This window comes from Mesorhizobium robiniae (genome assembly GCF_040545535.1).
Lineage (GTDB): Bacteria > Pseudomonadota > Alphaproteobacteria > Rhizobiales > Rhizobiaceae > Mesorhizobium > Mesorhizobium robiniae.
The window spans coordinates 51,263-69,273 of the sequence record NZ_JBEPMC010000009.1 but is presented as its reverse complement, the minus strand read 5'-3'; the positions used below and the strand labels follow the sequence as shown (position 1 = coordinate 69,273).

Annotated in this window: 15 protein-coding genes and 4 pseudogenes; 6 read left to right on the top strand and 13 right to left on the bottom strand. The window is 61.7% G+C overall.

The window, feature by feature from the left end:
• Positions 1 to 35: 35 nt before the first annotated feature.
• From ABID19_RS23535 to ABID19_RS23505, 7 genes and pseudogenes are all read right to left on the bottom strand, one after another.
• Positions 36 to 467, bottom strand: a pseudogene (locus ABID19_RS23535) (GNAT family N-acetyltransferase); the annotation flags it as partial.
• 34 nt (positions 468 to 501) lie between these two features.
• Positions 502 to 3,423: an excinuclease ABC subunit UvrA gene (uvrA, locus tag ABID19_RS23530; protein ID WP_354493325.1), complete on the bottom strand. Its 2,922-nt coding sequence runs from the start codon at positions 3,421 to 3,423 to the stop codon at positions 502 to 504.
• 838 nt (positions 3,424 to 4,261) lie between these two features.
• On the bottom strand, positions 4,262 to 4,546 hold the full coding sequence (locus tag ABID19_RS23525) for a hypothetical protein (protein WP_354493324.1): 285 nt from the start codon (positions 4,544 to 4,546) through the stop codon (positions 4,262 to 4,264).
• Positions 4,547 to 4,622: 76 nt separating this feature from the next.
• On the bottom strand, positions 4,623 to 5,228 hold the full coding sequence (locus tag ABID19_RS23520) for an ATP-dependent Clp protease proteolytic subunit (RefSeq protein WP_352934628.1): 606 nt from the start codon (positions 5,226 to 5,228) through the stop codon (positions 4,623 to 4,625).
• A 21-nt stretch (positions 5,229 to 5,249) separates the two neighbouring features.
• Positions 5,250 to 5,645 (bottom strand): SRPBCC domain-containing protein, encoded by a 396-nt coding sequence (locus ABID19_RS23515; RefSeq protein WP_354493323.1) that lies wholly within the window; start codon positions 5,643 to 5,645, stop codon positions 5,250 to 5,252.
• Positions 5,603 to 5,725 (bottom strand): annotated as a pseudogene (locus ABID19_RS23510) (SRPBCC family protein); the annotation flags it as partial. The pseudogene ABID19_RS23510 and the gene ABID19_RS23515, both read right to left, overlap by 43 nt.
• Complete coding sequence (locus tag ABID19_RS23505; RefSeq protein ID WP_095492810.1) at positions 5,722 to 6,036, bottom strand: ArsR/SmtB family transcription factor; 315 nt, start codon at positions 6,034 to 6,036, stop codon at positions 5,722 to 5,724. The pseudogene ABID19_RS23510 and the gene ABID19_RS23505, both read right to left, overlap by 4 nt.
• 234 nt (positions 6,037 to 6,270) lie before the next feature.
• Between ABID19_RS23505 and ssb the strand changes: the two genes are divergently transcribed.
• Together ssb and ABID19_RS23495 are read left to right on the top strand one after the other, a co-directional pair.
• Positions 6,271 to 6,792, top strand: coding sequence for a single-stranded DNA-binding protein (gene ssb, locus ABID19_RS23500; RefSeq protein ID WP_095485305.1), 522 nt, complete (start codon positions 6,271 to 6,273; stop codon positions 6,790 to 6,792).
• A 135-nt stretch (positions 6,793 to 6,927) separates the two neighbouring features.
• Entirely contained in the window at positions 6,928 to 7,353 is a 426-nt protein-coding gene (locus tag ABID19_RS23495) for an OsmC family protein (RefSeq protein WP_354493322.1), read from the top strand.
• A gap of 88 nt (positions 7,354 to 7,441) precedes the next feature.
• Here the strand turns inward: ABID19_RS23495 and ABID19_RS23490 are convergent.
• Positions 7,442 to 7,528, bottom strand: a pseudogene (locus ABID19_RS23490) (MarC family protein); the annotation flags it as partial.
• Positions 7,529 to 7,707: 179 nt separating this feature from the next.
• Between ABID19_RS23490 and ABID19_RS23485 the strand changes: the two are divergent.
• The gene (locus tag ABID19_RS23485; protein ID WP_354493321.1) at positions 7,708 to 9,582 is read left to right on the top strand and encodes an adenylate/guanylate cyclase domain-containing protein; all 1,875 of its coding nucleotides are present in this window, start codon (positions 7,708 to 7,710) and stop codon (positions 9,580 to 9,582) included.
• A 7-nt stretch (positions 9,583 to 9,589) separates the two neighbouring features.
• On the opposite strand, the gene ABID19_RS23480 is transcribed toward ABID19_RS23485, so the two are convergent.
• The 3 genes from ABID19_RS23480 to ABID19_RS23470 all read right to left on the bottom strand — a co-directional run bounded on the left by ABID19_RS23480 (position 9,590) and on the right by ABID19_RS23470 (position 12,232).
• On the bottom strand, positions 9,590 to 10,351 hold the full coding sequence (locus tag ABID19_RS23480; RefSeq protein ID WP_354493320.1) for a TfuA-like protein: 762 nt from the start codon (positions 10,349 to 10,351) through the stop codon (positions 9,590 to 9,592).
• Positions 10,348 to 11,448, bottom strand: a complete 1,101-nt coding sequence (locus ABID19_RS23475) for a YcaO-like family protein (protein ID WP_354493319.1) — start codon at positions 11,446 to 11,448, stop codon at positions 10,348 to 10,350. Before ABID19_RS23475 ends, ABID19_RS23480 begins: the two co-directional genes overlap by 4 nt.
• Before the next feature lie 76 nt (positions 11,449 to 11,524).
• Positions 11,525 to 12,232: a hypothetical protein gene (locus ABID19_RS23470; RefSeq protein ID WP_354493318.1), complete on the bottom strand. Its 708-nt coding sequence runs from the start codon at positions 12,230 to 12,232 to the stop codon at positions 11,525 to 11,527.
• Positions 12,233 to 12,467: 235 nt separating this feature from the next.
• Between ABID19_RS23470 and ABID19_RS23465 the strand changes: the two are divergent.
• Positions 12,468 to 12,659: pseudogene (locus ABID19_RS23465) on the top strand (hypothetical protein); the annotation flags it as partial.
• Between the two features lie 109 nt (positions 12,660 to 12,768).
• On the opposite strand, the gene ABID19_RS23460 reads toward ABID19_RS23465, so the two are convergent.
• A complete protein-coding gene (locus ABID19_RS23460) occupies positions 12,769 to 13,398 on the bottom strand; it encodes a MarC family protein (RefSeq protein WP_029352879.1) in 630 nt (209 codons plus the stop codon).
• Positions 13,399 to 13,475: 77 nt separating this feature from the next.
• Positions 13,476 to 14,012 (bottom strand): hypothetical protein, encoded by a 537-nt coding sequence (locus ABID19_RS23455; RefSeq protein WP_354493317.1) that lies wholly within the window; start codon positions 14,010 to 14,012, stop codon positions 13,476 to 13,478.
• Positions 14,013 to 14,116: 104 nt separating this feature from the next.
• Between ABID19_RS23455 and ABID19_RS23450 the strand changes: the two genes are divergently transcribed.
• Positions 14,117 to 14,971 (top strand): AraC family transcriptional regulator, encoded by an 855-nt coding sequence (locus ABID19_RS23450; protein ID WP_354493316.1) that lies wholly within the window; start codon positions 14,117 to 14,119, stop codon positions 14,969 to 14,971.
• A 191-nt stretch (positions 14,972 to 15,162) separates the two neighbouring features.
• Positions 15,163 to 17,961, top strand: a complete 2,799-nt coding sequence (gene gyrA / locus ABID19_RS23445; protein WP_354493315.1) for a DNA gyrase subunit A — start codon at positions 15,163 to 15,165, stop codon at positions 17,959 to 17,961.
• Positions 17,962 to 18,011: the final 50 nt, after the last annotated feature.

The window sequence follows — 18,011 nt, the reverse complement described above, 5'->3', positions numbered from 1 at the left end:
AGCCGGCTCACGGTTTCGACCGGCTTTGCCATGTCGACGACCATCCATCCCGGCCGATAGGGGTTTGGCCGGCGGCCTGTCTCGCGAAAGCCGTAGGCTGTGTAGAGCGCAATGTTCCGTTCCATCCTGGCGTTGGTGTAGAGCCGCACCTCCGGCAGATGCCACAGCCGTGCCTGCTCGTCAGCGAAGTTGAGCAGCGCGATGCCGAAGCCCTTGCCCTGGAAGGCTGGCGCGACCGCGACGCTGAAAATCATCGCGTGATCCGGGTGCCGTTCGAGAACCAGAAGTCCGGCCACCTCCTTGCCGTTCTCCAGCAGCCAGACTTCGCCACGTTCGATCCGTGGAGCATAATCCTCAGTGACCGGGATTGGCGGCGCGCCAAGCAAGGCGGTGTAGGGCGCATAGGCCGCTTCGGTCAGCCGGACGACTGCATCAAGATCACCGGCAAGCGCTTTTCTGATCTTCATTTAAAAGTTCTTCCAAACGCCAGCCAGTCCTCATTCACTCCGCCGCTTCGCGCTTGCCTCCGGGCCGCCGCTCCAGCAATTCTCGCAGGAACTGGCCGGTGTAGCTGCGCTTCTCGCGAACGATGTCCTCCGGCGTGCCCGACGCCACCAACTCGCCGCCACCGTCGCCGCCTTCGGGACCGAGGTCGAGCACCCAGTCGGCGGTTTTTATCACCTCGAGATTGTGCTCGATGACGACGACCGTGTTGCCTTGATCGACCAGTTCGTGCAGCACTTCGAGCAGCTTGGCGACGTCGTGGAAATGCAGTCCGGTGGTCGGCTCGTCGAGAATGTAGAGCGTCTTGCCGGTCGCCTTGCGCGACAGCTCCTTGGCGAGTTTGATGCGCTGCGCCTCGCCGCCCGACAAAGTCGTCGCCTGCTGGCCGACATGGATGTAGCCGAGGCCGACCTGCTTCAGAGTCTCCAGTTTGTCGCGCACGCCGGGCACGGCGGCGAAGAAATCGACGCCTTCCTCGACCGTCATGTCGAGGACGTCGGCAATCGACTTGCCCTTGAACAAGACGTCGAGCGTTTCGCGATTGTAGCGCTTGCCATGGCAGACGTCGCAGGTGACGTAGACGTCGGGCAGGAAGTGCATCTCGATCTTGATGACGCCGTCGCCCTGGCAGGCCTCGCAGCGGCCGCCCTTAACGTTGAACGAGAAGCGACCTGGCTGATAGCCGCGCGCTTTGGACTCCGGCAGCCCGGCGAACCAGTCGCGGATCGGCGTGAATGCGCCGGTGTAGGTGGCGGGATTGGAGCGCGGCGTCCTTCCGATCGGCGACTGGTCGATATCGATGACCTTGTCGAGGAATTCGAGCCCCTCGATGCGGTCATGCTCGGCCGGATGCTCGCGCGAACCCATGATGCGGCGCGAAGCCGCCTTGAACAGCGTCTCGATCAGGAAGGTCGACTTGCCGCCGCCGGACACGCCGGTGACGGCGGTGAACGTGCCGAGCGGGATTTCGGCGGTGACGTTCTTCAGATTGTTGCCGCGCGCGCCGACGATCTTCAGGCGCCGGTTCTTCTTGGCCTCGCGCCGCACCGCAGGTGTGGCCACTTCAAGCTCGCCCGACAGATATTTACCGGTGATCGAAGCGGGGCTCGCCATGATCTGCTGCGGCGTTCCCTGGGCGATGATGTGGCCGCCATGGATGCCGGCGGCTGGGCCGATATCGACGACATAGTCGGCATGCAGGATGGCGTCCTCGTCATGCTCGACGACGATCACCGTGTTGCCGATGTCGCGCAGATGCTTCAGCGTGTCGAGGAGCCGCGCATTGTCGCGCTGGTGCAGGCCGATCGACGGCTCGTCCAGCACATAGAGCACGCCGGTCAGGCCGGAGCCGATCTGCGAGGCTAGCCGGATGCGCTGGCTCTCACCGCCCGACAGCGTGCCGGAATTGCGCGACAGCGTCAGATAGTCGAGCCCGACATCGTTGAGGAAGCGCAGCCGCTCGCGGATCTCCTTGAGCACGCGCACCGCGATCTCGTTCTGCTTGTCGCTGAGCGAGGCGGGCAGCTCGGTGAACCAATGGTCGGCTTTGCGGATCGACAGCTCGGTGATCTCGCCGATATGCTTTCCGGCGACCTTCACCGCAAGCGATTCCGGCTTCAGACGGTAGCCGCGGCAGGCCGGGCAAGGCGTGGCCGACATAAAGCGCTCGATCTCTTCGCGCATCCAGGCCGATTCGGTCTCCTTCCAGCGCCGCTCCAGATTGGGAATGACGCCCTCGAAGGTTTTCGTCGTCTTATAGGAACGCAGGCCGTCATCATACTGGAAGGTGACCTCGCGCTCGCCGGTGCCATGCAGGATGGCATGCTTTGCCTCTTCGGTCAGATCCCTGAACTTGTCGCCGAGCTTGAAGCCATAGGCCTTGCCGAGCGCTTCCAGCGTCTGCACGTAGTAGGGCGAGGTCGATTTCGCCCACGGGCTGACGGCGCCGGCACGCAGCGACAGGTTGTCGTCGGGCACGATCAGGCTGGCGTCGATGGCGCGCTGGCTGCCGAGGCCGTCGCAGGTCGGGCAGGCGCCGAACGGGTTGTTGAAGGAGAACAGCCTGGGTTCGATTTCGGGGATGGTGAAGCCGGATACCGGACAAGCAAATTTTTCCGAGAACAGGATGCGCTCATGCGTCTCGTTCTTCGACTTGTTGACCGAATCCTCGCCGGTCTGGCTGGCGTCGAGCGGCCGGTCGGCAAATTCGGCCACCGCCAGCCCGTCGGCGAGCTTCAGCGCGGTTTCGATGGAATCCGCAAGCCGCGTCGCCAGATCGCCGCGCACGACGATGCGATCGACGACCACGTCGAGGTCATGCTTGTACTTCTTGTCCAGCGCCGGCACGTCGGCGATTTCGTAAAAGACACCGTCGACCTTGACCCGCTGAAAACCCTTCTTCTGCAGCTCCAGCAGTTCCTTGCGGTACTCGCCTTTGCGGCCGCGCACCATCGGCGCCAGGATGAACAGGCGCGTGCCTTCTTCGACCGCCAGCACGCGGTCGACCATCTGCGACACCGTCTGGCTCTCGATCGGCAGGCCGGTGGCCGGCGAATAGGGGATGCCGACGCGCGCGAACAGCAGCCGCATGTAGTCGTAGATCTCGGTGACGGTGCCGACCGTCGAGCGCGGGTTCTTCGACGTGGTTTTCTGCTCGATGGAGATAGCCGGCGACAGACCGTCGATCTGGTCGACATCAGGCTTCTGCATCATTTCGAGGAATTGCCTGGCATAGGCCGACAGGCTCTCGACATAGCGGCGCTGGCCCTCGGCATAGATGGTGTCGAAGGCGAGCGACGACTTGCCGGACCCCGACAGGCCGGTCATGACGATCAGGCTGTCACGCGGCAGGTCGAGATCGACATTCTTCAGATTGTGTTCGCGCGCCCCGCGAATGGAAAGATATTTATGGTCGGCCATCGCCGGTCGCCGCCTCAGATCTGGAATCTCATGGGATGGCAGGTTGTCCCGGCCATCCCCTATGTAGGTAATTTCGTCACCTTTTCGAGAGACGCCACAACTCTCGACCAAAGCCTTTAACCGTCTTTCGCGCGAGCGAGCAAGCGGAAAGAACAAAGACCGAACACGCTCCTGACAAAAGCGTCCATGAAACCAGCTTCACAAAGCGCCCGATCAAGTGGACTTTGAGTTCCCAGACTTTGTCAGCTTGCGAACGCAGCAAGTAGCGTTCTAATCCAAGGCCGACGCCGCGCTGCTCAAAACGGATGCAAATTTCGGATTCGCCACACGAGCGATCACATTTTCTGTAATCGGCTATCCAACTGTTGACGTTCCGGCCTCGCAGAGTCAGACTCCCAATGTCACCGGAGCCGACCGTCTTTCGATGGCCTCGCCACCTTATGGCGGCCTGCGAGACGCCGCAGGCTTTTGCGATGTGCGCTTCGGGCGACACCGGTCGCAATGGACAGAAAAGGAGAGCAGAGGAATGACTCCACCGGACAGTCCCTTGAGGCTCCACGTGTCGCTGGAGCCGCGGCAGGCATAAGTGCCAGGGCCAGGCGTGTGCGCCGCCCGACAAACCGTGACCTGCCGATCCCACTAAAATCAGAGACTACTAGTCGGATCGTCGGCTGAACGCCGCGAAGCATCCGAAATCAAAAGCCGGCAGTGTACTCCCGGCGAATTGGATTTTAGATCCAAGAAAGCCCCGACCGTATGCGGAAGCAGCGGCGGGGCTGTTCATTTCAGACAACCGCGAGCACGAGCACCTTCAGATTGTGCCAGCGATGAAGACTGTCTATCGCCTGGGCGCGTTGACCGCGCCGGCGCCGACATCGAAGGTTATGCTGCCGGAAATCCTGACATCGGTATCGCCGATCTTGAACTCGCCGTTACCGTTGCCGGGCACGGCATCGTCGGGCTCGGGAGCCGGCTTGGCGATGCGATAGTCGTCGGCCACGCCGGGCAGCGTGTCTTTTTGCGGCGAACTGTCATCGGCAAACGCGTTGCCGGTCAGCAAGCCGGCACTGGCAAGTGCTGCGGCGGCAAGGCGCAATGGTCTTGATGAGCGGCTGTCGGTCATTTTGCGGACTATAGTGTTACGCCGCGCACCAGGCCAGACCGCTGCGATCAAATTGCCGCGTGTGAGCCGGCTTGCTTCACGCCGCCTTCTTGCGCGTATCAAAAACATGGTCGACAAGGCCCCATGTCTTTGCCTCCGCGGCGGTCATGAAATAGTCACGGTCGAGCGTGCGTTCGACCTCTTCATAGGTGCGGCCGCAGTGATGCGCATAGAGTTCGGTCATGCGCTTCTTGGTGCGCAGGATGCCTTCGGCGTGACGCTGGATATCGGAAGCCTGGCCCTGAAAACCGCCCAGCGGCTGGTGCAGCACGATGCTGGTGTTGGGCAGCGCGATGCGTCGCCCCGGAGTGCCAGCCATCAGCAGGAACGAGGCCATCGACGCGGCAAAGCCCATGCAGACGGTGGATACGGGGCAAGAGATGTATTGCATCGTGTCGTAGATGGCGAAGCCGCTGGTCACCACGCCGCCCGGCGAGTTGATGTAGAGCGAGATCTCCTTGTCTGGATTGTCGGATTCCAGCGACAGAAGCTGCGCACAGACCAGCGCCGACACGCCGTCGTTGATCTCTCCGTTGATGAAGACGATGCGCTCGCGCAGCAGCCGCGAAAAAATGTCGAAGGCGCGTTCGCCGCGGCTCGACTGCTCGATCACCATCGGCACCAGATTGGCAAAACCGCTCATCGCTTTTCTCCGTTGTGTCGCTCAGGCCGCGCGCAGGAAGAGGCGAGGCGTGTTTGCGGCAATGGTCTGTTTGGGGCGGTGTGCGTTGAGCGAAAGCCGGCAACCGGCGCCCACCATCGCAACCGCAGGCGTAGCGACCCGCGCAAATCCATCGTGGACGATGCGCAGATGCGTGCCGCCCGACACGGTGCGGTCGAGCGTGAAGGTGACGATACTGTCAAACGGATCCGGTGCATTGCCCGGCGCTGCTCGCTCCCGCCAAGAATAGCGCAGCAGGCGTCCGGGCTCGGCGTCGAGGATTTCGCACTCGATCGCGCATCCGCCTTGGCAAAGGCAAAGCGGCTGCCGATCTCGGGCTTGATGTCGTTCGGCATCATCCAGGCCGCGAGCAGGTCCGGCACCGTCAGCGCCCGCCACACTTTTTCCGGCGGGTCTGGAAGCTCGCACTCGAACTCGATCGAGTCTGCTGCGATGTCCGAATGCTGTTTTACCGTCATTGGTCCATATCCTTCAAAACCGCCTTGAGCCGTTCGATACGCTCGGGCCAGAACGCACGGTAGCGTTCGATCCAGCCGAGCAGAGGGTCAAGCCCTTGCGGATCGGCGCGATAATAGGCGTTGCGGCCGGCCCGCCGCTCGGCCACAAGGCCGGCGCCGCGCAATACCGCGAGATGCTGCGACACGGCCGGTTGCGACACGGTCATGCCGCTGCGCAGTTCCGACACCGTCATCTCGCCGGCGGCGAGCCGTTCGTAGACGGCGCGGCGTGTCGGGTCGGAAAGTGCTCGAAAAATCTCTGCTTCGATCATGGGGGAAGCATAAGTCTACACTTATCGATTTGGCAAGCGGTCTTTTGCGCCCATATGAAATGGCGTGGCCAACCCAGCGATTGCTGACATTCCTTGACAGTTCACGGTAGAACTCCTAGAACGAAAAGAGAACAAAAACCTTGTGGGAAAAGGCAGCCACGGCAGGCGGCGATTGTCCGCAGTCTATAAGGTATGCGACAGAAATTTTGTTTCGGATGAGCGCGGAGAAGTATGATGGCGGGTAGCGTCAACAAGGTCATTCTGGTGGGCAATCTCGGGGCGGACCCGGAAATCCGCCGTTTGAATTCGGGTGAGCCGGTCGTCAACATCCGCGTCGCCACGTCGGAAAGCTGGCGCGACAAGACTTCCGGCGAACGCAAGGAAAAGACCGAGTGGCACAATGTCGTCATCTTCAACGACCAGCTCGCCAAGGTCGCCGAGCAGTATCTGAAGAAGGGTGCGAAGGTTTATGTCGAGGGCCAATTGCAGACGCGCAAATGGCAGGACCAGACCGGCAATGATCGCTACACGACCGAAATCGTGCTGCAGAAATTCCGCGGTGAGCTGCAGATGCTCGACGCACGCGGGCAGGGCGAGGGCGGTCAGGTCGGCAGCTATGCCGGTGGCGGCAGCAGCCGCGGTTCCGATTTCGGCCAGTCGGGCCCGGGCGAGAGTTTCAATCGCGGCGGCGGTGGCGGAAACAAGGGTGGTGGCGGCGGTTCGTCGCGCGAACTGGACGACGAAATCCCGTTCTGAATCCTAAGGGCGGATGGCCCTTACGCGGGCGAAAAACGCCAGCTACTTGAGGCCACGAATTGGCGTCCCGAAAATCTGTCTTGGATTTTCGGGACGTTCTGCGTTTGAGTGGTGCGCGGTGAAAGGACATATCAGGTGAAAGCACGGGTCAAATGGGTCGAGGAGCGCACCTTTGTCGGCGAGTCCGGCAGCGGTCACAAGCTGGTGTTGGGAACCGCGTTCGGACCGGACGGCAAGACGCCGGGGCCGAGCCCGATGGAACTGGTGTTGCTCGGCACCGGCGGCTGCGCGGCCTATGATGTGGTTCACATCCTCGAAAAGGGGCGCGAGGCGGTCGAAGACTGCGTGGTCGAGCTCGACGCCGACCGGGCGGAAGTCGATCCCAGGGTGTTCACGCGCATCCATATGCATTTTATCGTAAAGGGCCGGGCGCTTTCGCCCGACAAGGTGAGGCGGGCGATCAACCTTTCGATCGAAAAATACTGCTCGGCCTCGGCAATGATAGCCAAGACCGCCGAGATCACCCACGACTTCGAAGTCATCGATACGACGGCTAGATAGGATAGCGCCTGGTGGCGGCGGTTCGCCGCGCGAGCTGGGGCGCCGAAAATGACGGCCTCGGCAGTCAAGCGCGAGGCCGCTTTCATTTTCATCCTGCCATCAGCGCCTTGACGCCATCGGCGACGAACTGCACGGCGAGCGCCGCCAGGATGACACCGAGCAGCCGGGTCATGATCGGCGCCTTCTAGAACCCCTGCCAGCACTCATTTTCGAAATGAATCGTCAGATTATCCTAGTCGATATAGGGTCACTATTCGGTTGAGTTTTCATACTGGATTGGCGCTCTGGCGCACCGCAACAGGCCAATGGCCACCAGCGGATGCCCTATGGTAATCTGCGGTTCTGGAGAGGAACGTGGAGCGCCGTCTCGCAGCAGTCCTATTCGCCGACGTGGCGGGTTACAGCCGCCTCATGCAGGCAAGCGAAGCCGCTACCCTTGCGGCCTTGAGGGCGCGCCATGCTGAAATCATAGAGCCAGTCGTTGCTTTGCACAAAGGACGAGTGGTCAAGCTCATTGGGGACGGTGTCCTTCTGGAGTTTCCAAGTGCCGTCGGGGCAGTGGAATGCGGCGTCGAGCTACAGGCAGCGTTGGCCACAGCCAACGTCGGGATAACGCCTGACAGGCAACTGGTCTACCGCATAGGAATCAGTTTGGGCGATGTGATCGTCCAAGGTGACGACCTTTACGGGGAAGGCGTCAACATTGCGTCGCGCTTGGAACATCTCGCGGTTCCGGGGAGCGTTCTCGTGTCGGAAGCTGTTTACAGCCAGGTTCGGGGCAAGGTCGGCTTTCACCTCGAAGACATGGGCGAGAAGACGCTGAAGAACATCGCTCAGCCAGTGCGGGCGTACATGGTTTCTAACCCTCCGTCCGGCCAGTCGCGGCTAGGGGGGTCGAAGGAAGTCCATAAGGCGGGCATTTCAATCGCCGTGCTTCCGTTCGCCAATGTGAGTGGCGACCCTGAACAGGAGTATTTCAGCGACGGCATTACCGACGACATCATCACTGACTTGTCCAAGATATCGGCACTCAAGGTGCTCTCCCGCAGCACGGCATTTACGTTCAAGGGCAGGGCCGTCAATGTCGGCCACGCCGCCAGGGAACTGCAGGTCGCTTATGTGCTCGAAGGCAGCGTTCGCAAGTCCGGCGGACGCGTCCGTATCAGCGCGCAGCTCATCGACGCAGCCAGCGACGCACATGTGTGGGCAGAGCGATACGACCGTAACCTAAGCGATGTTTTTGAACTTCAGGACGATCTTTCGCTGGCTATCGTTTCAGCTCTGAAGGTCAGGCTCCTGCCGGAAGAAGAACGCGCGATCGAGGCCAGGTCGACCTACGACACTGAGGCCTATCGGATGTACCTGATGGGCCGCCGCTATTTGAACCTGCGCGGCGCGAGGAACTACGAGATCGCCCTGCGTTTCTGCCGGCAGGCTCTCCAGTCAGACCCGGAATACGCCCGCGCATGGGCCTTGTCCGCGCTCTGCCTTTCGTATCTCAATCACAGCGGCCGGACGTCGGATTCCGGATTCGAAGCCGCCCAGAAGGCCTTGTCCGCCGATCCGACGTTGGCGGAAGCACACGCCGCAATGGGACGCATCATGGCGGAAGAAGGCAAGTTCGAGGAGGCCCTCGCCGCGCACCGCGAATCTCTGCGGCTTGAGCCGGATTCATTCGACGTGCACCACAACTTCGGCACCACCTATCTCGAACTCGGAAAGTACGAGGAAGCTGTAGGTCATTTCGAGGAGGCGTCCCGGTTACTTGAATCAGACCATACTTCGCTGAACCTGCTCGCCCTGTCGCTAAAGTCGCTCGGCCGCAATGAGGAGTCCGCGACCGCGACATACCGTGCGCTTGAGCGCATCGAGAGGGAGGTAGCAGCCCGGCCCGACAACGCCAACGCCCTCGCGCACGGGGCGCTCGCCCTTGCCAGGCTCGGCGAAAAGGAACGCGCCAGCGAGTGGATCCACCGCGCGCTGATCATCGAACCCGACGACGCGACCGATCAATACAACCTTGCCTGTGCGTTTGCCCAAATGGGAGAGCCGGAGCGGGCGATGGACCTTCTTGAAGCCAGCATCCCCAGGAAGCCAACCGAATTCCTCCTGTGGATGAAACTGGACCTCGATCTCGAGCCGATCCGGGACCACCCACGATATTTGAAGCTTTCGGCAGACTGCGAAGCAAGGATGGCACATGCCAGTGAAGCACAGGATGTCGCCTGATCCGGCTTTACGCGAAATCACGTACGATCGGATTGTCCACTGAAGCGCGGAAGTCAGTGAAGAACTCAGTCTCGTGGAACGTGAAAGGCACACGGGCAGGCTTGGCGTCGCTGTGCTTCAGCGCTCTCACGGCGGCAACAAGTTCCAGGGCATCGAGCATTTTTTGGTCAACCCGGTTTTGCATGACCCAGTCCCGGGCCGCTGCCGAAACACGGTTATCGGGATGGCGGGCGTTGAAGGCGTCGAAGCAGTCTCCGAGGTTCCGGCGTGGGTAGAACGTACGGATCGCGATCTCGGCCAGTTCCCCGCGGACGTCCTCGGTGATTCTTCCGTGCGCGGCGGCGTTGGCCAGCGTGTAGCGAATGTTGACGAGCGCCTCGGAGACAGGAGGGTAGCCGAGTTCGGCAGGGCCGTGTTCGATCGCGACTTCGTCGTCCCTGGAGAGGCGTCCGTTTGCGAAATCTCGGAAAATCGCGCCGATCCCGACCATTCCGAACGGATGCAGTTCCGCGGCACGAAGCGCGCCCATGCTCGCCGCGCCGAATACGGCGCAGCCGCGTTCAAGGGCCCAGAGTATTTCTTTGTGAAGCACGGCGGGAACGTTTCCGAAAAATCCGTCGATCAGGCCTATGACGGAAACGTCCGGACTGCTTGCTGCCAGATAGATGTCGCCACGCTTCGCGGGCGGCCACCATTTGATCTCCGGATCGGCAACAGTCCCCCGAAGTCCCGGCCGAAGAGTTGGTCCCGAAAAGACGACCGTATTCATGACCGAATCCTTGCCTTTGTCGCTCGTGCTCCGGGCCTGTATCCTCGAGAGTGCGGAAACCCCTCCAAACCCGGAACGACAACCCTGGCGAACGCGAGTTCCGGCGATTTGCTCTTCAGGTCGACGGTCACCGCCCGGGAGAAACCGGCGTCTTCCAGCCGTTCCAGGATGAACCCGATCATCCCGTCGGCTGACGACTTGCAACCGGTTTCCGCGGGAAACCGGGATTCCGTTCCCCTGTCTTCGGGAGCAGGGTTTCTGGCGGAATAAAACCGCGCTCGAATGTCGTCGCGCGCCCCCGAGACGAGCAGCACCCTTGTCTGGATCGCCTCCATGAAAGCGCGCCTCAGCGCGACGGCCGGATCGGGATGGCAACCGGCCCCGTCAGTGGAGCTTGCAAGGCTGGATGGCCCCTTACTGCGCTCGACAAGCCGACAGTAGAAGGCCGGCACCATGACGTCGGTCGTGATGTCCCAAGCTGCGGCGCTGACACCGCGTATGCGGCAGGCATCCAAAAGGCGGCACACTGTCGGGTCTTCGACCGAATCCCAGGCGACCCTGGAGAAGGAGTCAGGCGAAGATGTCCGGTAGAGCGCGACCGCATCGCCTTCAATGGCCTCGCACAGTCCATGCGCTATGGCCTCGCCGCTGGAGCTTCCGCCCCCGAGGCCGTTGCTGCTGACGAGAAAGCCGTCGTTGTTCCTGACGGCTTCAGTCGAGAAATCGGCGTGGACCAGGTCAAAGGGAACCGCCGCCTGAACTCCTGAGAACAGGTCGTACCCGACAGCCATCCTCGGTAAGCTATCGGTCTGGCACTTGCCGCCCGGTCGGACAGATTTCGGGAAACCGCCAAGGTCTGGCGCGGCCGCAAGATGCGAGACCTCGCCGAACGGCAGCCAGTCGGAAAATTCTTCCGCATGGAAGAGTTCAAGCGCTTCCATGACTCCGGAAACGCGTGCCTCCAGATCGGTCGTTCCCTTGCCCGATGACACGCTCATCGATCGGGAGTTTGGGCGAACCACCGACACTACAGGGAGGCCGATACCGTCCAGCCCGCTTATGTCTGCGATCCGCGTGATGCCGGCGTGACGCCGCAAGGCAAGCGCCGCATCGAACGTTTGTCGCAGGCCGCGGTTTGGCAATAGTTCGGTTAATGTCCCGACCGGAAGTTGCTCAGGCCCTGCCCATGATGACCATTCCGTCTCCAATGACGATCGGTTCGTAAATGGGATAATCATCGTCGCCTAGCCTGAGATGCACCGCGCCCGTTACGTTTATGACGTTGCTTCGCACCACATCGAGCGCTTTGCCGATCCGTTCGTCGATCAGGTCCCAAGCCTTGTCTTTCAGGTTCTGGTCGTATGCGAGCAGGGCGTACGCAGGGATTGCGAACAGGCGTCGGTCTCCGGTGCCGACGACCGGATCAATGTCGACCCGCACGAACAAAGCGCCGTTGATTATGTACTTTTCATCGTCGGACAGGTCGAGTCCCGAGAAATACTTGGCGAGCGTTGCCCGAAACGCCTTTAGCGCGGGATTGCCACCAGGGGTTTTGAAAAACTCGAGATTTGACGCGAAATTTTCGTCGAATACGGGTCCGACTCTTCTGCGCTCAGAAACAAACGTGTTGAACACTTCGCAGTCCTTCTTGAGGATGCCGCCTTTCCCGCTCCTGCCTCTCCCGAGCTTGAGCTTGGCTTCGGCTTCGTCAGTCGTCCCGAAAATGTTCAGCATGACCAATGTGGAACTGGGTTCTCCCGCCTCCCGCCAGTTCCTGTAGCGGACGTAAAACTCTTCGTTCCCGACGGATATGTTGGCCATCACCTCATCATCGTTTGATGAGTATTGTCCACAATAGTCATCTTGGCCGACTTTAGCCATGGAAGTCTCCCCTCACAGAAAGCGATCAAGAAACTTGCGGCAATTATGCAGCTTAAGCTGCTTACCAGTGCTGGCAATATTGCTACTAAAAAATTCCATTAGCAATAGCTAAAGTTTAGGCCGGCGTTGGCTTGGACTTCTTGTTCGGCTTCCCGCTCGCGCGCTCTTTCCCTAACGTCCGCCACCGCGGCCTCCGCCAAGCGCATCGACCCGAAGCCCCGGAACCCGGCACCGTCTGCGCTGCTCGGCCTTTCCAATCCCCTTGTGCGTCGGCGAGGCCGGCAGCGGCCACAAAATGGTGCTGGGGACCGCGTTCGGACCGGACGGCAAGACGCCGGGGCCGAGCCCGATGGAACTGGTGCTGCTCGGCACTGGCGGCTGCTCGGCCTATGATGTGGTGCACATCCTCGAAAAGGGGCGCGAGGCGTCCAGTAGCGGCGGTTCGTTGCGCGAGATGGACGACAAATCCGTTCAAGCAAACGCAACTGAACTGAGAAAATAACGGCCTCGGCATCAACCGCGAGGCCGCTTTCGTATCATGCCGCCATCAGGGCCTTGATACCGTCGGCGACGAACTGCACGGCAAGCGCCGCCAGGATGACCCCGAGCAGCCGCGTCAGGATCGAGCGGCCGGTCTGGCCGAGGATGCGGTCGATGCGCTCGGCCAGCACGAACACCAGATAGGTGATAACAAGGCAGATCGCGATGATGCCGACAAGGGCTGCCTGCGCGCCAAAACCTGGAAAAGAGCCGGAAAGCAGGACGGTCGCTGAGATCGCACCCGGACCGGCGATCAGTGGGATCGCCAGCGGGAAGGCGGCGATGTTGTGGATCATGTCCTTGGTAATGGCGACGTCGCCGATCTTTTCCTTGCGGTCCTGCCGGCGCTCGAACACCATTTCGAAGGCGATGAAGAACAGCAGGAACCCGCCGGCGACGCGGAAGGCCGGCAGTGTGATGCCGAACACCGATAGGATCGACGCGCCGGCGATTGCGAACAGCGCCATCACCAGGAAACCGATGATCGAGGCGCGCACGGAAACCTGGTTGCGCTCCTCGCGGTTCATGCCGCGTGTCACGGCGAGGAAAAGCGGCGCCAAGCCGGGCGGGTCGATGGTCACGAGAATGGTGACGAAGGCGTTGAACAGGCTGTCGAAGCTCGGCATCTCTAACCCTCCCCGCCGGGCCGTGCCCGAGACCTTGCATTGGTAGAGCAAAGCAGCGGCAGGGGAAACCGTGCAAGTCAGGTGCTGCCGGCTCGCCGCGCTAGGAACTCGACTTCGAGCCGCCAGGTCGCGCCGTCGTCCTGCGAGCGTTCGCCCAGCCAGCGGAACGAATTTTCGGTAATGCGGGAAAAACTCCAGCGCACCGAGGCGCCACTACCGTCTGCGCCTTCCTGGACGATGGTGTCGCCCTCGGCTCGGCCGAGCTGGCGGCTGTAATATTGGGTGCGCGGATCGCTCCAGAAGATGTGCCAGGCGTCGACGCCGGGGTCATAGACGCGCAGTGTCGTGCCATAGAAGGTCCATTTGCCGAGCGACGGCGAGGGGCCGGCGTCGCGCGCGGGCAGGATCCATACGTCCTGGATCGCCCGGCCTTCGAGAACCCAGCCGAAATGTACTTCGCCGCGCCCGGTCAGCACCTGGCCGTCTTCGAGATGGCGCGTGGCGTCGAATGTCCAGGCGCCGATGAAGCGGCCGTAAAGGTGCAGTTTTTCGGCAAGGTCCGTGGCCGGGCCGTTGCTATGCAGGGCTTCGGCAAAGGAAGATGAATTGAACATGATTTCGACCTCATCCGTCAGGAGACCCCATTTTGTCAGGAGATTGGTGGGAATAGGCGGCAGCAGGGTTCTGGTGCTTGGGAAAAATTGCTATCTTTCAAGCCATGACAACGAGCGCGCGCATACTGGCGTCCGGACGAGGCTGGCAGGTCTCGGACTTGGTCTGCACCGCCGGCGCCGCTGATCGCCCGTTCGAGGAAGAGCATCGCAACTTCTGCATCGCCGTCGTGACCAACGGCACATTCCGCTACCGCGCGCAACAGGGAACCGCGATGCTGGCGCCGGGCGCGCTTCTGCTCGGCAACCCCGGCACATGCTATGAATGCGGACACGAGCATGGCGCTGGCGACCGTTGCCTCTCCTTCCATTTCGAGCCGGCCTATATGGAACAGATCGTCGCTGGCATGCCGGATGCAAAGAAGCTGAATTTCAAGATGCCGCGCCTGCCGCCCATGCCGGCGCTGGCAGCGCTGTTTGCCGAGGCGGAATCCGCACGCGAGATGACCGACGTCGATGCATTCGAGGAAATCGGCCTGCGGCTTGCCGGCGCAGCCGCCGCCTCCGGCGCCACGCCTGCTGCCCGGTCACCGAGCCGCCGCGACCAGAAACGTGTCGCGGACGCGGTACGGCGCATTGAAAAGGATGCCGAAAGGCCGGTCTCGCTAGCCGAGCTTGCAAGCGAGACGGCGACCAGCCCCTACCATTTCCTACGCAGTTTCCGGCGCGTGGCGGGCGTGACGCCCTACCAGTTCCTGCTGAAAACCAAGCTGCACAGGGCGGCGGTGCGGCTGCGCATATCGGACGAGGCGATCTCGACGATCGCCTTCGAGGCGGGGTTCAACGATTTGTCGACCTTCAACCGCCGTTTCCGGCGCGCGATGGGGGAGGCGCCCGGCGCCTATCGGGTCCGGCGGCGAGGTGAGAGATTGTCGAATGCATCTGCCGTTCCGACTTTGTAACGCAAAATTGGCCGGACAATCAGCTTTAACCGGCGACCACGAAAAAGCGCCTCGGCCATATCGTCGCAATCAGCGATATCCTTTTGAAATCGCCACAAAAATCGTCATTGGAAAACGGCCGCGGACATTGGAGTTTCGGCTGCGCTTCCTATATAAGCACCGAGTGATTCCTGATTAGATTGTGACCTGATTTGACCGACCAGAAGACACCGCGCGGCGCCGACGGCGGCCCCACCGGCATCGAGCCGATATCCATCATCGAGGAGATGCAGCGCTCCTATCTCGATTACGCCATGAGCGTGATCGTCAGCCGTGCGCTGCCCGACGTGCGCGACGGGTTGAAGCCGGTGCATCGCCGCATCCTCTATGCCGCCCATGAAAGCGGTTACCACTGGAACCGCAAATATGTGAAGTCGGCCCGTCCGGTCGCCGACGTGATGGGTAAATACCATCCGCATGGCGACGCCTCGATCTACGACGCCTTGGTGCGTATGGCGCAGGACTGGTCGCTGCGCGTGCCGCTGATCGACGGACAAGGTAATTTCGGCTCGATCGACGGCGATCCGCCGGCGGCGATGCGCTACACCGAATCGCGGCTGACCAAGGTCGCGCATGAGTTGCTGGAAGATATCGACAAGGACACCGTCGATTTCCAGGACACTTATGATGCATCCGACACCGAGCCGAAGGTGCTGCCGGCTCGCTTCCCCAACCTTCTGGTCAACGGTTCCGGCGGCATTGCCGTTGGTATGGCCACCAACATTCCGCCGCACAATCTCGGCGAAGTATGCAACGGCGCCATTGCCCTCATCGACAATCCGGCGATCGATCTGCCAGCGCTGATGGAGATCATCCCTGGACCGGATTTCCCGACCGGCGGCATCGTGCTCGGCCGTTCCGGCATTTACAGCGCCTATTCGACGGGCCGCGGCTCCATCGTCATGCGCGGCCGCGTCAATGTCGAGCAGCGCGGCAACGACCGTGAGTCGATCGTCATCACCGAGGTCCCCTACCAGGTGAACAAGGCCTCGATGATCGAGAAGATGGCCGAGCTTGTGCGCGACAAGCGCATCGAGGGCATATCCGACATCCGCGACGAGAGCGACCGCCAAGGTTACCGGGTCGTCATCGAACTGAAGCGCGACGCGGTCGCCGACGTCATCCTCAATCAGCTCTATCGCTTTACGCCGCTGCAGACCTCCTTCGGCGCCAATATGGTGGCGCTGAACGGCGGCAAGCCGGAAGTTCTGACGCTGATCGACATGCTGAAGGCGTTCGTCGCCTTCCGCGAGGAGGTGATCAGCCGGCGCACCAAATTCCTGCTGCGCAAGGCGCGCGACAGCGCCCATGTGCTAGTCGGTCTCGCCATCGCCGTTGCCAATATCGACGAGGTGATCAAGCTGATCCGCACGGCGCCGGATCCGCAGACGGCGCGCGAGCAGTTGATGGAACGGCGCTGGCCGGCCAGCGACGTCGAATCGCTGATCCTCCTGATCGACGATCCGCGCCATCGCATCAATGAGGACGGTACCTACAATCTGTCCGAGGAACAGGCGCGCGCCATCCTCGACCTGCGCCTGCAACGGCTGACCGCGCTCGGGCGCGACGAGATTGCCGACAGATTGAACACGATTGGCACCGAGATTGTCGATTATCTGGATATCTTGTCGTCACGCGCGCGTGTCCAGCAGATCATCAAGGACGAGCTCATCGCCGTGCGCGACGAGTTCGGCACGCCGCGCCGCACCGAGCTCTCCGAGGGCGGGGCGGACATGGAAGACGAGGACCTGATCCAGCGCGAGGACATGGTCGTGACAGTCAGCCATTCCGGCTATATCAAGCGCGTGCCGCTGTCGCTCTACCGGGCGCAGCGCCGCGGCGGCAAGGGCCGCTCCGGCATGTCGACCAAGGAAGAGGATTTCGTCACCCGGCTATTCGTCGCCAACACGCACACGCCGGTGCTGTTCTTCTCCTCGCGTGGCATCGTCTACAAGGAAAAGGTTTGGCGCCTGCCGATCGGCAATCCGCAGTCACGCGGCAAGGCGCTGATCAACATGCTGCCGCTGGAGCAGGGCGAACGGATCACCACCATCATGCCGCTGCCTGAGGACGAGACCAGCTGGGGCGAGCTCGACGTAATGTTCGCCACGACGCGCGGCACCGTCCGCCGCAACAAGCTGTCGGACTTCGTCCAGGTCAACCGCAACGGCAAGATCGCCATGAAGCTGGAAGAGGAAGGCGACGAGATTCTCGGCGTCGAGACCTGCACCGACAATGACGACGTGCTTTTGACCGCCAGCTCTGGCCAGTGCATCCGCTTCTCGGTCAGCGACGTGCGCGTCTTCCAGAGCCGCAATTCGGTCGGCGTGCGCGGCATCGCGATGGCTGCCACCGACCGCGTCATCTCGATGGCGGTGATCGAACATGTCGATGCATCGCCCGCCGAGCGCGCCGCTTATCTCAGGCGGGTGGTCTCCGAACGGCGCCTGGCCGCTGGCATCGCCGCCGGCGAGGAAGAGGAAATCGCGCTGACCAACGAGGAGGTCGGCGAGGAAGCGGAGCTTTCCGACGAACGCTACGAATTCCTTAGGGCACACGAGCAGTTCGTGCTGACGGTGACGGAATATGGCTATGGCAAGCGCTCATCGTCCTACGACTTCCGTCTGACTGGGCGCGGCGGCAAGGGCATTCGCGCCACCGACGTGTCGAAAGCGGCCGAGATCGGCAGATTGGTGGCAACGTTCCCGGTCGGCAATGACGACCAGATCATGCTTGTCTCGGACGGCGGCACTGTCATCCGCGTGCCGGTCAACGGCATTCGTTTCGCCAGCCGCGCCACCAAGGGCGTGACCATCTTCAACACGGCTGACGGAGAGAAGGTCGTGTCGGTGGAGCGTATATCGGAGCCGCAGTCGGACGAGGACGCCGAAGAAAGCGTCGAGGGCGACGATACGGGTGCTGGGGACGCTGGCCCGGACAGCGCCGAGTAGGTTTTGGCGGGTAAATGCCGGCCGAGGGGCCGGCGCCGTCAACAGATGGC

What these genes read in the sequence shown, in the direction of transcription:
- uvrA (WP_354493325.1), bottom strand. Translation starts at nt 3,423, where the DNA reads ATGGCCGACCATAAATATCTTTCCATTCGCGGGGCGCGCGAACACAAT.
- ABID19_RS23525 (WP_354493324.1), bottom strand. Translation starts at nt 4,546, where the DNA reads ATGACCGACAGCCGCTCATCAAGACCATTGCGCCTTGCCGCCGCAGCA.
- ABID19_RS23520 (WP_352934628.1), bottom strand. Translation starts at nt 5,228, where the DNA reads ATGAGCGGTTTTGCCAATCTGGTGCCGATGGTGATCGAGCAGTCGAGC.
- ABID19_RS23505 (WP_095492810.1), bottom strand. Translation starts at nt 6,036, where the DNA reads ATGATCGAAGCAGAGATTTTTCGAGCACTTTCCGACCCGACACGCCGC.
- ssb (WP_095485305.1), top strand. Translation starts at nt 6,271, where the DNA reads ATGGCGGGTAGCGTCAACAAGGTCATTCTGGTGGGCAATCTCGGGGCG.
- ABID19_RS23480 (WP_354493320.1), bottom strand. Translation starts at nt 10,351, where the DNA reads ATGAATACGGTCGTCTTTTCGGGACCAACTCTTCGGCCGGGACTTCGG.
- ABID19_RS23470 (WP_354493318.1), bottom strand. Translation starts at nt 12,232, where the DNA reads ATGGCTAAAGTCGGCCAAGATGACTATTGTGGACAATACTCATCAAAC.
- ABID19_RS23460 (WP_029352879.1), bottom strand. Translation starts at nt 13,398, where the DNA reads ATGCCGAGCTTCGACAGCCTGTTCAACGCCTTCGTCACCATTCTCGTG.
- ABID19_RS23455 (WP_354493317.1), bottom strand. Translation starts at nt 14,012, where the DNA reads ATGTTCAATTCATCTTCCTTTGCCGAAGCCCTGCATAGCAACGGCCCG.
- ABID19_RS23450 (WP_354493316.1), top strand. Translation starts at nt 14,117, where the DNA reads ATGACAACGAGCGCGCGCATACTGGCGTCCGGACGAGGCTGGCAGGTC.